Annotated in this window: 14 protein-coding genes; 4 read left to right on the top strand and 10 right to left on the bottom strand. The window is 60.8% G+C overall.

The window, feature by feature from the left end; all coding sequences use genetic code 11:
* Positions 1–11: 11 nt before the first annotated feature.
* Genes SB786_RS31900 through SB786_RS31890 form a run of 3 tightly spaced genes read right to left on the bottom strand, consistent with a single transcriptional unit; the run spans position 12 to position 5,470 of the window.
* On the bottom strand, positions 12–1,343 hold the full coding sequence (locus SB786_RS31900) for a type VI immunity family protein (RefSeq protein WP_410730962.1): 1,332 nt from the start codon (positions 1,341–1,343) through the stop codon (positions 12–14).
* Between the two features lie 39 nt (positions 1,344–1,382).
* Complete coding sequence (locus tag SB786_RS31895) at positions 1,383–2,678, bottom strand: VRR-NUC domain-containing protein (protein WP_410730940.1); 1,296 nt, start codon at positions 2,676–2,678, stop codon at positions 1,383–1,385.
* Positions 2,679–2,704: 26 nt separating this feature from the next.
* Entirely contained in the window at positions 2,705–5,470 is a 2,766-nt protein-coding gene (locus tag SB786_RS31890) for a type VI secretion system Vgr family protein (protein ID WP_410730939.1), read from the bottom strand.
* A 631-nt stretch (positions 5,471–6,101) separates the two neighbouring features.
* On the opposite strand from SB786_RS31890, the gene SB786_RS31885 reads away from it, so the two are divergent.
* The 4 genes from SB786_RS31885 to SB786_RS31870 all read left to right on the top strand — a co-directional run bounded on the left by SB786_RS31885 (position 6,102) and on the right by SB786_RS31870 (position 8,969).
* Positions 6,102–6,401, top strand: a complete 300-nt coding sequence (locus SB786_RS31885; protein ID WP_410730938.1) for an H-NS family nucleoid-associated regulatory protein — start codon at positions 6,102–6,104, stop codon at positions 6,399–6,401.
* A 91-nt stretch (positions 6,402–6,492) separates the two neighbouring features.
* Positions 6,493–6,867 (top strand): DUF2471 family protein, encoded by a 375-nt coding sequence (locus SB786_RS31880; RefSeq protein ID WP_410730937.1) that lies wholly within the window; start codon positions 6,493–6,495, stop codon positions 6,865–6,867.
* 227 nt (positions 6,868–7,094) lie between these two features.
* Entirely contained in the window at positions 7,095–8,024 is a 930-nt protein-coding gene (locus SB786_RS31875) for a tyrosine-type recombinase/integrase (protein ID WP_410730936.1), read from the top strand.
* Between the two features lie 612 nt (positions 8,025–8,636).
* Complete coding sequence (locus SB786_RS31870) at positions 8,637–8,969, top strand: hypothetical protein (protein ID WP_410730935.1); 333 nt, start codon at positions 8,637–8,639, stop codon at positions 8,967–8,969.
* Positions 8,970–9,653: 684 nt separating this feature from the next.
* Here the strand turns inward: SB786_RS31870 and SB786_RS31865 are convergent.
* The 7 genes from SB786_RS31865 to SB786_RS31835 all read right to left on the bottom strand — a co-directional run bounded on the left by SB786_RS31865 (position 9,654) and on the right by SB786_RS31835 (position 13,036).
* On the bottom strand, positions 9,654–10,103 hold the full coding sequence (locus tag SB786_RS31865; protein ID WP_410730934.1) for a hypothetical protein: 450 nt from the start codon (positions 10,101–10,103) through the stop codon (positions 9,654–9,656).
* Positions 10,069–11,448: a hypothetical protein gene (locus SB786_RS31860; protein ID WP_410730933.1), complete on the bottom strand. Its 1,380-nt coding sequence runs from the start codon at positions 11,446–11,448 to the stop codon at positions 10,069–10,071. Before SB786_RS31860 ends, SB786_RS31865 begins: the two co-directional genes overlap by 35 nt.
* A gap of 71 nt (positions 11,449–11,519) precedes the next feature.
* On the bottom strand, positions 11,520–11,726 hold the full coding sequence (locus tag SB786_RS31855; protein ID WP_410730932.1) for a phospholipase D-like domain-containing protein: 207 nt from the start codon (positions 11,724–11,726) through the stop codon (positions 11,520–11,522).
* Complete coding sequence (locus SB786_RS31850; RefSeq protein WP_410730931.1) at positions 11,723–12,094, bottom strand: phospholipase D-like domain-containing protein; 372 nt, start codon at positions 12,092–12,094, stop codon at positions 11,723–11,725. The genes SB786_RS31855 and SB786_RS31850 overlap by 4 nt, the downstream gene beginning before the upstream one ends.
* 76 nt (positions 12,095–12,170) lie before the next feature.
* On the bottom strand, positions 12,171–12,578 hold the full coding sequence (locus SB786_RS31845) for a hypothetical protein (protein ID WP_410730930.1): 408 nt from the start codon (positions 12,576–12,578) through the stop codon (positions 12,171–12,173).
* 61 nt (positions 12,579–12,639) lie between these two features.
* The gene (locus SB786_RS31840) at positions 12,640–12,837 is read right to left on the bottom strand and encodes a hypothetical protein (protein ID WP_410730929.1); all 198 of its coding nucleotides are present in this window, start codon (positions 12,835–12,837) and stop codon (positions 12,640–12,642) included.
* A 22-nt stretch (positions 12,838–12,859) separates the two neighbouring features.
* Positions 12,860–13,036, bottom strand: a complete 177-nt coding sequence (locus SB786_RS31835; RefSeq protein ID WP_176091199.1) for a hypothetical protein — start codon at positions 13,034–13,036, stop codon at positions 12,860–12,862.
* Between the last annotated feature and the right edge of the window lie 44 nt (positions 13,037–13,080).

The following is a 13,080-nucleotide window of genomic DNA, read 5'->3' as shown; positions in this document are numbered from 1 at the left end:
GCACCGAATTGTTACTCTTGGTTCGTCGACCAGTTCCAGTGCGTCTTACCCCACGCGCTGCCCTCGATCACCGGCATGATCTCGCCAGCCTCAAAGTATCGCCGGCTCCCGGCCTTGGCCGGCGTTTGCCACCACCCAGCCACCGGACACGCGTTCCCACCCGGCACGCTTGCATACCCCGGACTATCGCTTTTCGCGGACGGCACGATCGTCGGCGGATCCGGAATCGGTTGCGCGCCCGGCAGGTCGAAGCGAGCAACCCATGCGCGCGCGTTCTTTGTGTCGGCGCTGGGTAAGTCTGGAATGTACGTATGCAACGCGTCCGGCTTCGGATCGCGCAAGATGCGCAGGACACTGTTCACAAACACATACGGCTCGGGAAGACCTTCCTCCGGTGCGCCGAGGCGCGGAAAATCGCCGGCGCGAATGAGCAGGCTCGCGTTCAGGCGCTCGATGTGGATGTCCGAACGATTCAGCTGTTTCCGCACCTCCGCTTCGCCGCCGAGCCGCTCAATGAACAGCTCGCCTAGGATCGTGTACCAGTTCACGCCTTTGATGAAACCCCACCGGGCGACCGTGGCGCCCGGGTGCAGCCCCGGATAGAACGCTGTCATGGTAGACGTCGACTCACCTTCGTACGACGATGGATCGTATTCACGCGCCAGCAAATGTGCCGTGCTATCGATGTCCAGGCCACTGAAGCGTTCTGCCAGTGCCCATTCCTGTGGCATATACCGGTGGTAGCTGAACGGCAAGATTGGCGCCAGGCCGCCGTAGCCGCCCTGAACATTCAATCGCTCGCACACAAAGCGAAGGAAACCCTCGTACAGAGCAAGGCCGTCTGCGGTCGTAACGAGAGCCATCGGGACGTTGAATTTCAGCATCGACAATCCGGACTCCTGCCCTTTTGGCGCAGTCCAACCTTGAGGCGAGACGTAGTCCTCGGGATTCGCCATGCTCGTGAGGACTTGCACGTTGTATTCCGCAGCAGTGTCCTGATCGGTAGCGCTCGATCGAATCACGCTAACGGACAGATACGACGGTGTGTCCTGAATCGCCCGACGGATTTTTTCGACTCCCGCGGCATTTCGCTTCGAAAACTTGCCGGTGTCCGTGTCTTTCCCACCACGCAAGTGCGAACCAAAAAGCGCATCGAAACGGTCGAAGCAGTCGAGAATCGCTTGCCGGCCATCGGGGCGCGAGCCGCCATCAAAAAAAACGGTGCCAATTACGCCCGGCAGCAAACCCATCCGCTCGCCGTCGAGGTGTAGGTGCAGATGTTCGTGATAACGCGAAAGCGCTTGTGCGGGGGTGAGAATCGGTTTCGCGCTCTGATCCGTCATCATTGCTTGTCCTGAGTGAGGTGGTTCATATGATACCGGTTAGCCCGCCGCCAGAGCGGGGGCAATCGCCACCGACGCCGCTGCTTCTGCCGCGGTGATTCCGAGTAGCGCAGCAAGTGCCGCCACGGCCTCAGCCCCGGCAGCAATAATGGCCACGAGCGCCGCCAAAATCGCTAGCAATGCCTCGGCGATCACGATTGCGATCGCGACGGCTGCGACCACGATCACGATGACGACCAGCGCCTTCACAATCGTCATGCCGACCTGCCCCCAATCGATAGCCTTGAGGGTTTCCCATGTCAGGTCCGCTTCTCGCTTGAGTGCTTCCCAACCCGCCTTCAGTTGTGCGGCCGTATACGCGGCGATTCTGCGGCCCTGTTCGTCAAACCACTCCCATGTTTCTGTTGCCTTGTTGAGAACCCAACGGCCTGCAGTGAACAGCCACGGCGCATGTTCATGCAGGAACCGGCTGGTTTCTTCGGAAACGTAGGCATATCCACGCTTCGTCGCGTCCCACAACGCCGCCGCGCCTTCTCCGACCGCTTCGCCGGCTTCTTCCCCATGACGTTCGACCCAGTTCCACCAGTCCTCGTACCAGACGGGATGAGGGATAGGCTCAACTGTCCGGATAGGCACGCGCCCACGCTTCTGCTGCTGCTCCGTTTCTCGCATCGGTACATCTTTGAGCACGCGTTGCCGAACCTTTTCGAGTTCTCCATTGCAATCGCTGACGTCGATGACGGACATGCGCTCTTTGAATTCGCCGGCGATCAGTTGATAGTCAGCCTCCTGACCCGGACCCCAATCGTCACCAGGAAACTTGATCTCCACAAGGCGCAACAGATTATCAACGTGAGGGCCGCCTTCGCGGTCGATGACACCACGGCCGGGCCACCGATCCATCGGACGCTCTACCACAACGACGTCGGGTCGACGCAGAGCGCCAGGTCTCCGACCGGGCGGGAACGGGTTGGTACTGTGACGCCTGCCCCCGGGTTGAGGCATTGCCTCGTCGCTGAGAAATGGAATGGGTGGCACACCGCCACGGGTGAGACGGCTCTCCCACATGTCGAAATTTACTTCTGCCTTGTAGCGCCACCAAAACTTGGCAATCCGCTCTTCAGCCCTGATCGCTTGCGTTACGACGATCTGTTTGAGAAAAGTTGTGGCCGTGGATCCATCAGGCAACCGAATCGCTCCAATCCTTGGAAATTTCAGTGCGAATTCGACCTTCTCCTGAAGGTACCCTTTTGCGCCCGGTGGCAAGATTGCATACTGCGGTACACGCTCCTGAACGGTTTCGCAGGTACCTGCCGGCTGAAGTGATCCGCCCATGGTCTTCTCCTTGCGTCGACGAAGGCTTACGCGCGGCTGTTCGCGTCGCCTTCTTTCACATAATCGGAATAAATGTCGGGCTGTCCGCCGCCCGCAAATTTCCACGGTTCGGTTTCAACCTTCTCCTGTTCAAGCGCGCGCAGGTTGACGGTCTGCGCTGATGGCGTGAACACGGGGATCGTCTCGCCCAGATCATTCGTATGACCGAGTACCGTGCGCCCGGACGGCAGCTTGAGCTCATATGCGTGCTGCATCATCGGCGAACCATCGACCTGACTCTTCAGGATGTATTGCGCTTGATACGACGGCTTGAACTGCGGCATCGCGTAGGCCTGACTCGTCGGCCCGCTGAAGCTGTGCTGAGCGCCCTTCACCTCGATTTTGCCGGGTGCATGGATCTCGATGTCACCACCCTTCAGACGGATGTAGGCTCCACCTGACGTCAGCAGGACTTCCTTCTCTGCCGCAACCTCAATCTTGTCCGTTGCCGACAGCACCTTGACCGACTTCTGCGCCACGATCTCGATGTCGGCTTTGTGAGCCTGAATCTCGACCTTCCCTTTCGCGGCGAAGAGCTTCATACCCGCGTTCTGAACGAACAGGCTGATCTTGTCCGCGATGCTGGCGATCAACGACTTGCCGGCGGCGATGTGCGTGCTCTGCCCGCTCACCAGGTTCACGTGCATATCCGCGATCAAGTGAGCAGATTGCTGCGTCGACAGGCCGATCCCAGCCGGACTGCCGAACAGCATCACCGGCTCCTTGAACGCGTTCGCCCACCCCGTGCCCCCGCCCGCGGTACGCCCGCCCGACGCCTCACCGGATACGCTGCTCTGGGTCGCGTCGGTGAACGTGCGCATGGCGTCGTGGCCGGGCTTGAGCGAGTCCGCCTGGTGCTGCTCGGCAAGCTCTGACATCGATTCGAGCAAGCCCTCCGCGTTGACGAGTTGCTGTTGCGTCTCGCGCACGTCGAGCGGCTGGCTCGTCGCCGATTTCGGATGCGTGGTCACATAGAGGCCACTCGTCGCGCGCACCGCACCATACGCATCCGTGCGCAGGTCGAAGCCTGTGCCAAGGTATGCACCGCGCGTGTTGCCCTGCTGGTTGATCAGATAGCCCAGGTGCAGGATGCTGTTGCCGGCACTGCTCATCAGCTGGGCACGGCTTTGCCCGGTGGCATCGTCCATCACGAGCTGGTTGAATCCGGCGCCCGAATATTCTTTCGATCGATAGCCCGACAGAATTCCATCGCTGTGCCATTGCGGCTTGGCCGCGCCGTTATACACACGGCCCATGACGAGCGGCCGGTCGCAATCGCCGCCGACGTGATCGACAAGCACTTCTTCGCCGATTCGCGGAATGTGCACGCTCCCATAGCCGCCACCGGTGTCCGCCTGTACGACGCGCACCCAGCACGATGCCCCCTGATCGCCCGGGTTCACGCGATCCCAGACGAACTGGATGCGGATCCGGTTCAGTTCGTCGGTGTGCACCTCCTCGCCCGACGGCCCGACGACGAGTGCCGTCTCCAGGTGCATCTTCGGCTTTTCATGCTCGAACGGACTACGGTATGGCACGGTCACGCGCTGGGCTTCGACTTCGACGAGAAAGTAGCCGACGCACCCGTCGGCGTGCGGCACCTCGAACGATGCGCTATCCGATCTGCTCGCACGCGCCTCGGCCAAGTCCCGGTGCAGGCTGTGCGGGAAATTCGACGCGGGGGTGACAGGCAGGTTGTTCTCGATCCACCACGACACGGCGATCGTCGCGAACTCGCGCTGTTCGACGCTATCGCCGTCGTGCGCCGGGTGATCGCCCAGCTCGAAACGCCGGCCGGCATCGAGCCCACGGACCCCGCCAACTCCGTGGAACCGCTTCGCGTGCGACTCCCATTCCTCCATGCGGATGCGGGACAGCCTGTCGCCTCGCTGCTGCTCCAGATACGTGTACGCGCCGGTGTATTCGTAGACTCCCAGCTGGCTCGGCAATGCGCCCTGGTTTCCGGCGGCAGGCACCGACGTGCCCTTTGGATTTGAACGAGCGGACGGATTCTTGTAGTCGAAGGTCCGAGTGGTCAGCGCAACGCTTTGCAGCGAGCGCGTCCCGGACCACTGCGTGAGCGCGTCGACCTCGCTTTGCGTGCCCGATCGATAGAACAGCACCGTTTTCGGCGACAGCGCCGGGAGCGCGTCCAGCTTGTCCGTGATCACCAGGGCGTGCGACTTGCCGTCGTCGGCCTGGTCCCAATAGCTGTAGAGCCCCTCGTTCTCGAGCAGGCGATGCACGAAGTTCCAGTCGGTTTCGCTCTGACGCGTGTACGAGCGGTTCGCCAATGGTTGTGACAGCATGAAGCGGAACCGGCCACGCGCCTCCGGATGCTGGTTCAGCACGTCGGACACGATGTCCTCGACCGACTTGTCGATCCAGATCCGCTGGTCGCGCCGGAAGTTAAGCACGTGCATCCACGCGTGTAGCGTGATCTGGTATGTCGTGAGACCGCCGTCGGCGCCCAGCCTACGCGCGGTATAGACATAGCCGTGGATCGGGCGATATCCGCCGCTTGCCTGCTGGATCCAGAGGGTCACGGGCTGCGCGATGAGCTTCTTCAATTCGATCGTGCTGTCAGACGACACCACGTCAAGCGTGAAGATGTAGTCGCGGCCGATCGTCGCCCGACCGACGGCCCGTTGCACCACCAGGGTATTCGGCCTGAGCGGGGTATCGAGCTTCAGCAACCGATCCTGCTCACTCAAGCCGCCGCGCAACGCGGCAGCAAGGTTCTGCACGTTCATTGGTAGCCTTTCAATTATATTTCATCGCTCTCGGATAGCGTCTGATACTGCTCGCGGCGATATTACTCGTTTTGCGAGGGCGAAAAAATCTGTCATGACCTTTCCTCCTGGAATCAGACATGTGACGATGAGCGGGGCGAAAGCCGTCATGACATTACCGCAACTCCATAGCACGATGTCGGCGCAAGTGTGAATGAATGTCAAGGACGTCGATTGATTAACGGGCAGCCCCGACATAAATCGTACATGCGGACCGCCCGATAAATATTCAAACCGCGATCGCGGAAGACGCAGGCCGGAACGCGAGAGGTGCGTTGAGTCCGCACAGCCGGCCTTCTCAGCACATTCGGCTCACTATAGCAATGACTATTCATCGATCACCAATTTTAGGAAGCGTTTGATTCGAGTATCAAACGTCGAATTCAACTTGTGATTCGCTCTCCGATAATGCAACTCCTAGAAACAATTGATTGCATTGTGTCGTTATTGGTGCCTGGATTGTGATCAATTGATTCTGGTGGTGACGTCGACTAAATGAGCGTCGCCGCGTGCTGCGCTAGCGAATACTTGACCTCCCCCTAGAGCAGATAACGTGGTTTATGCCTATTACGTAATCCACTCAGGAGAAACGATGTCTACTTATCAAGCTCTGCTCGCACGACGTGATGCCCTCGACGCTCAGATCAACGCTGCAAAAGTCGACGAACGAAATTCCGCGCTCGCAGAAGTCCGACGTCTCGTCGGTGATTTCGATATTTCCGTGCGGGAAATCTTCGGAGCCAGTCGAACGCAGAAGGGGCAACGGCGTCAGGCCAAGTACCGGGATCCCGAGACCGGCGCCATGTGGAGCGGACGCGGCCGTCCGCCGGCCTGGATCGCAGGCAAGGACCGCGTGCAATTTGAGATCGCGCCCGCCACCACCCGGGCTTGAACTGCGCCACGACGCTGGATATATTTACAGTACCTAAACGCGGCGGGTGTCTCTGAAGGCGCCCGCCGGTGACCCTTACACCGCTCCCCCTATGGAAAACCCAGATTCCGTTGCGACGGCTGCCCCGGGAATCGATCCCGTGCTTTTTGAGCACGCGCTAGAGCGCGCCACGGAAGACCTGCGCCGTATCGCAACATCGATCGCAGATCGCTATCTGAAGGCTGGACTGGCGAGCGCCCTGAGCTGGTCCGTCCTGCTCGAAATCGACGAACAAGCCTTTTCGGATCTTGCGTTCCAGAGCAGGAATGCGGCGGCAGTCGTCGATGCCCTCGTCCGGATCAGCCCGGCAACGTTGCCCGGTGTCGACTTCAGCGGCCTCGTCGACTGGAATTTGGCGGCCACACCGCTGCCGATCGTCTACCTCTGTGTCCGGGAGCGGCTGTTGACAGCTGCTGTTCCGAACTGAGCGCCTGCAGTTTCATGACCTACCGACAAGGGCGTTCTTTCGTGTACGGAGATGTGGCGCAATCCACGCCGAATGGCCGCCGACGCGGCGGCTATTCGAGCGCACGTAGTGCGCAGAAAGTCGTCCGAATGACGGGACAGGACCACCCTTCCCGTCTGTTGGCAAAGGACGCGAATCGGAGATTCGCGTTATCTTTGGGGTGGCCAATATTCAGTATATAAGGTCAAATGGACGAACCGACTCTCTGGCTGTCGGCACCGACCGACGCTTACAAGCAGTGGCAACGCACCGAAGCGGCAGGCGCCGATCGGCGCGCATTCTCCCCACGATCGATAGTCCAGCATGAAGCCATGTTCGAGCGCTTCATGCGCCACCTGACCGCCGCGCGGCGGTCGCTGGCCACCTTCGGGCCCGACCACCTCGAATCGTTCTTCGCCGATCTCGATCGCCGGTGCAAACCCGGCACCACCACACGTCTGCGGTACCAGAAGCTCCTCGATCGGCTCGGTCGACACCTGGTCGACATCGGTGTGCGGAAAACGAATCCTGCCGCGGTCTATACCTTGACGCAGACGTGGCCGGAGGATGAGCCGATTCCCATCTACCTCATCGAGGACGACGACCATCGACTGCAGGCCTCGATCCGATCCATCGACGGGCTCGACGATCGCGCGTTGCGCAACCGCGCGATCGTTGGCCTTTTGCTGTCGACCGGCATCACCGCGCAGGAAATCCGGCAGGCGGCCGCCGCCGACCTCGACCTGTCGCCAACTCGGCCGCACCTCCGTATACCGAAACGCGGTCCGCGCGAAGCACGTCGGATCAACATCGACGAATTCGCGGAGCCGGCGCTGGCGCGGTGGCGAAACCTCTCTGCGACCACCGACAGTCCACTCCTCTTTCCATCGCCCCGCGCCGGAGGCCCAATGACGGACGAGATGCTCGGCCGGATCGTACGGGACGAGCTGGTCGCGGTCGATATTCGCGTTCCCGATATGAGCCCGCGCACGCTACGCAACACCTTCGCCCGCCGCCTGTTGCTCGTTGGCAAGAGCAACGACGACGTCACGCACGCGCTGGGCCTCACAAGCCAACGCACAGTGATCCGGATTCGCGCGACCCTCGATCCATCAGCGCAAACCCACAACGCGACGTGACTTCCGGACGATCTCTATATCCCGAGAAGCGTGTGCCTGCTCGCGCACTTTGGCCGGCCCTGATCAGCGTATGGGGGGTCGGTGTAAAAGCCCCCGTTCAGCTCCTCACTGAAGTCGGCAACGAATCCTTCGCCTTGTTCGCCCACCCGCCGCGTTGGCAGGCCTCGTTCTAGTCGCCAGCGCTCAGACTCAACTGTCCGCGGCAAGTCTCCATACAGACACGGAACCCGACTTTCCCGCGCATGACCGCTAGGTTAGCGGTGGATAAGGGGGCATCCGGTAAGATCGTCCACAACAGCAACGTCGCCCCCTTTTCATCGGACGAAGCGACTGTACGTCGCGCGGAGGTCATGCTAGAGTCTGTGGGCTACCAAAACAGCGGTAGTGTGGGCTTGGCAGCCCGCCAACTTGGAAACCCGCACGCCTGCCCCGGCAGGTCGTGCGTCAGCTTCTGCACGCCTGTTTACGGGCGGGCCGTGGCGGGGAGGCCTTTCGGGGCCTGCCGGTGCGTGGTTTCCAAGCCGGTCTGCCAACCTCGTTATCGTGCCCGCCCACCCCATTCTTTCGTCTCGGTTGGTGCGGGCTTAACCCCAAGTAGAGGGCAGGCCAAACGTGACAACCGATGACAAATTCTCTACGGCGCACAATGCGCGCGACGCAATGCTTCCCCGCGATATCGCTGTACTGGAAAGTGCAGTGCAAAGTGCGCTGGAATCGTTCGAGCGCCTCACGGCGCACTTCACCAAATTGACTGCTATTGCCCGCTTCGCGCTACACGCCGAAATGCGTGACGAGGATCGACGCTATGTGTTGCAAGCGATGCACGAACTCAGCGAGCAAGGAGAAGTCGACTTGCAGCGGCGGCAAGATGCGCTGCGCCTGACCGCTTCGCGATACTGGTTGGCGCGCTATGGAGGCGAGGGACAGCCTTCAGCCCGGCACTGACTGGTAGGGCCATCAGCAGACGGTGCGGTAGAACGCGATTTGAGTTGATGAACCCCGGCACGGCACGATTCAGCGGGTGAACAACTCAGCCTACTTGAGCGCCGTCACGCTCTGCCCCGCCGAGTATTGCTTGCGCCGCACGCCAACCTACCGTTTCCGCAAATTATTGCCGAAACATTAACACCCATTTTCGTCCAGACTGTCTAGGGTTGCCCTCGAACGCGTGGGTGTGGTTGGCCGGTGGATATATCGAGTGTGCGCTGCCATCCAGGAGAGAGAATTCCCTGGCGCAGTGGAGCAAAACCTCTCCGCAGCAGCTGATCGACAACGATCTTGGCCGGCCCCCGAATATCGGCTCACTCGCGCCATCCTGTGCCTACGGTTCTGGCACATATCAACCTCGGATCGCCAGAACCGTTTTGCTGGCCGGATCACCGGCCAGCCTTTTTATTCATCGAGCACATCTCGCCGGCTCGCTCTTTTTCACTCGCCATGCTTTGCGGCTACGCATAACCGCTATTAATCCAAACCCAGATCATCACGGCACCGAAGTCATCGCTGGAACTTTCACTACCATCAGCGCGTGTACCAATGACAACCTGCCACTTATGGCCTGAATCGCGGATAGCGAAGCAAAAAAGCCCGACACGTGAAGTGCCGGGCTTTACGCAAGTTCGCCGTCCGTCAGGCAGCCTGTGAGAACAGGTCTACAGGCGCCAGGTTCAGCATCGTGAGGTGCTCAGAGTTCGAAATCGCCCTGTCGACAAGGAACCGATCTAGCTCCGCCGGCGTCAGGTTGTGTCGCTCGGCGAGATGGGCAAAGTACCGCCCGCGCTTCGCCATTTCGTGATACCTGCCGGCCATGCCGCCCGGCAGCTTCAAAATGCCTTCGTTTAAACAGAATCGGGCCGACTCCATCCCGGTGTGTTGCTGGGCCTTCACGTACCAGGCAGAGTCGAAGCTACAGGTCACGAAAGCGCAAGCAGCCTCGCTGTCCACTTCGAGCTGGTCACTCTCTTCAAAATAGACGATCTGTTCGCGCGACTTGGTGCGTGCATAACGATTCGCCCGGTCCGGATGGCGATCGCGATTCCACTGTTCAGCTGCATAGTCGCGAAGTCCATCCGTGGGCACGTCGGCATCGTACGCGCCGACGAAGAACCACCCGTGGTGTGGGATATCGACCTTCGGCAGTGGGTCGGGACCGGGACATGGAAGCGACGACCGAGGCGACGCACGCGAACCACACCGACAGTGCTGGAAATGCGTGCGGTGCATAGTGATGCATTGAAAGATAAAAATCGATCGCCACCAGCTGCGCCGGCGTGATCATCTCGAACTGCACGTCGCAGAGCGCTCGGTTTTCCGGCGTGTCAGGTATCTCGCCAGCAGCCAATGTGCCCTCATGCTGCTCGGCGCGCTCGGCCTCGAGCACGTCGAGCATCAGCAGGTACTGCAGCAACCGGACCCGTTCCAGGTACGACAAGACATCCGCCCTGACTGCCAAGTACCCGGCCTCGCTGAGCCTCCTGCCGACGAGTTCGCGGCGACCAAGATCCCATTGCACCGCGACCAGATAGTTCCGGAAGCGATTCAGCCCTTCCAGATGCTGGTGGCCCGTCTCCTTCACCATCGACTCCATCGAGCGATCGCGTTCGCCAGACACAGAATGCGCAGCCGAATCGAGATCCACACGCGGCGCGCGCGCCCCCTCGCCGAGAAATACCCCGCACGTCCCCTCGTTTCCAGCACGGTATAGATCGGACAGGCGCCGAATCGACTCGCTAGAGACGGGCGACGGAAACGGGCGACCTGAATCGTCTGCGAAAAGTGAGAGCATCGTCCATACGCAGTCGGTGGACCACTCGGCGATCGGCGAAAATGTGAGAAATCCGTCCGCGTTCCGGACGGGTCTCAACGCATTCTCGTTGCGTGCCGTCATGGCCGTTGCGCGACTGCCGCTTTCACCGAACCTGTTGCCGAGTACGGTAACGACTTCGCCACTGCCACCGGCGGCCGTCGAACGCTCGAGCGAGACCCGGAACCGGTTCTGCGGGTCGACCTTCCAGTCCGCGGCACAGGCTCGTATCCGCTTTCCGTTCTTCACCCCGTTCTCCGGGGTGCGGGGAAGCGTCCCGCAGCCGATCGTCGCGACAACAAACTGGGACGACAGGGACGGCTTTGCGACGTGCACCGATACCGGCGTCGCGGCATCCATATAGGCGTCCCGAATCTCGTCGAGCATGGCCTGGAGGTGCCAGTGCATGCTCGGATTCTCGATCGTCGTGTCCGCGCTCGTCACGAAGTGCTCACGCGACGCGTCGCCGCCGGCGCGGCGCACCGCCTCCAGCATGAGGATCGCCGTACCGGTCAAGTCCTTACCGCCGCTCATCGCGTTCGATAGTGTGTATCCCTGTCGAACCAACGCGACAAGCGCATCGATAGCCGACTCGATCTTCACCAGAATTTCAGAGAACATGTACTGCTCCAGTAGCGCAGGAACAGCCCCACACGGGAGCTGATCCCGCGTGGGTTGAGGGGAATGAACAATCAGGGCGCGCGATACAACTCGCCGCGCGCCGACACCGCCTCCCAGTTTTTCAGGTACGCCTCCGCGACACGGGTGTCACCGCGCAACACGACAACGTTCTCGGCGTTGTACCGCGGCGCCTGTTGCGAGTAGTTATAGCTTCCGGTCTCGACGGTCGCGCCGTCGACAACGACGTACTTCGAGTGTTGAGCCGGAAAGACGCTCACGACGCGAACCGGAATACCGGCGTATGCGAGCGCGCCAAGAGCAGCGCGAGCGCGGCCGCTACGGTCCTCGTCGAAGTTGCTGCACGCGTCGACAGGACCGCAACATCAACGCCGCGACGCTTTGCGGTGATGAGCGCGCGCGTTACCGCGGGCGCGGTGAACGAGTAGGCCAGCAGTCGGATCGACTGACGGGCAGAGCTAATCGTGCGAAGCACGAGACTCTCAGCTCCGCCGTCAGGCGAGAACGCAACTTCGACCTGTGGCACGGGTTGGGCGTGCGCACGCCCGGTAAGGGCGATCGATACACAACAGCACACCCATGCCACCAGAACCGCCCAACCGATTTGCTTCTTCACGATGATCTCCATAGGTAAAGGATCGGTCTCGCTCACGTTTCCTGAGCATGACCTTCAGATGCGTCATCGACGCGAACTGGTGAGTGAGCTAGCGGCTCGCCAGTGCTTTCGCCACATCACGTGCGGTTACGGTCAGGAGCCAGCGATCGCACTCCTTCCGCGGCCACTTGGTGTACTCGGCATATCCTTCCTTCTGCGGGACAGTCGAACTGGCGACTGCGACGAGAAAGCCAAATCGATCGACGGGACTGCCCAGAAGCGCGCTGCTGGCTTGAAGCGCAGTCCGGATCGCCGAAATCCCCACGTACGCGGGCATGTCAATCACCGACAGCGCGTGCAGTGCAACATCGCGCACCGACGTGTTGCCCGTCCCCTCCGAAACAATGGAGAGGGTGGCCAAACGCGCCCGAACTGACATCGCGTGAAACGATTCGCGAGCACCTTCCGGCAAGATGTCCGACGCGAGATGCGCCAGATCAATATTCAAAAGTGGCATTCAGGGGTCTCAAAAAAAGCGGCCCCGCTCTCTTTCTAGAATGGGGCCGACGTTCAGGGGTTCAGATGCAGGGCTTCGGATGCCCCGCCGGAAAGGTGTGGACTTGGCCATCCTTGCAGATGACCGCGTCCGTTCTCACGGGCTGCCGCCTTTCGGCGGCGGCCTGCGCGACCACTGCGTAGCGGTACGCAGACGCCGGCGGCTCGCCGCCACCATGCATCGCAATCAACAGCATCTCCAGATTCGTCAAATCGTTCATCGAGCGTTCCTCCGTCGACGGATCAGGATGGGACGACGGCCGTAGCCGCCACCGTTACCCAGCGCCCGTTGACGAGCACGTCACGCAGACGCGAGCCGTTCAGCTCGTAGACATGCTCCGTACCCATGCGAATGGGCTTCGGACGGATCGAGACCGTCAGGCTTCGAACCAGCGCAGCCGATTTGGACTTCAGTTTCATAGCGTTCCTCGGAAAGAAAAAAGGCGAGGAACGCCCCTGTGGGG

The sequence above is a fragment of the Burkholderia sp. SIMBA_062 genome (assembly GCF_046534765.1).
GTDB lineage: Bacteria > Pseudomonadota > Gammaproteobacteria > Burkholderiales > Burkholderiaceae > Burkholderia > Burkholderia ambifaria.
The sequence above is the reverse complement of the archived record's forward strand: the minus strand, read 5'-3'. Positions and strand labels throughout refer to the sequence as shown.

Bases quoted from the DNA above. Each gene is read 5' to 3' on its own strand.
- SB786_RS31885 (WP_410730938.1), top strand. From the start codon at position 6,102: ATGTCTACTTATCAAGCTCTGCTCGCACGACGTGATGCCCTCGACGCT.
- SB786_RS31840 (WP_410730929.1), bottom strand. From the start codon at position 12,837: ATGAACGATTTGACGAATCTGGAGATGCTGTTGATTGCGATGCATGGT.
- SB786_RS31890 (WP_410730939.1), bottom strand. From the start codon at position 5,470: ATGAACGTGCAGAACCTTGCTGCCGCGTTGCGCGGCGGCTTGAGTGAG.
- SB786_RS31835 (WP_176091199.1), bottom strand. From the start codon at position 13,036: ATGAAACTGAAGTCCAAATCGGCTGCGCTGGTTCGAAGCCTGACGGTC.
- SB786_RS31900 (WP_410730962.1), bottom strand. From the start codon at position 1,343: ATGACGGATCAGAGCGCGAAACCGATTCTCACCCCCGCACAAGCGCTT.
- SB786_RS31875 (WP_410730936.1), top strand. From the start codon at position 7,095: ATGGACGAACCGACTCTCTGGCTGTCGGCACCGACCGACGCTTACAAG.
- SB786_RS31880 (WP_410730937.1), top strand. From the start codon at position 6,493: ATGGAAAACCCAGATTCCGTTGCGACGGCTGCCCCGGGAATCGATCCC.
- SB786_RS31845 (WP_410730930.1), bottom strand. From the start codon at position 12,578: ATGCCACTTTTGAATATTGATCTGGCGCATCTCGCGTCGGACATCTTG.
- SB786_RS31860 (WP_410730933.1), bottom strand. From the start codon at position 11,448: ATGTTCTCTGAAATTCTGGTGAAGATCGAGTCGGCTATCGATGCGCTT.
- SB786_RS31895 (WP_410730940.1), bottom strand. From the start codon at position 2,678: ATGGGCGGATCACTTCAGCCGGCAGGTACCTGCGAAACCGTTCAGGAG.
- SB786_RS31850 (WP_410730931.1), bottom strand. From the start codon at position 12,094: ATGGAGATCATCGTGAAGAAGCAAATCGGTTGGGCGGTTCTGGTGGCA.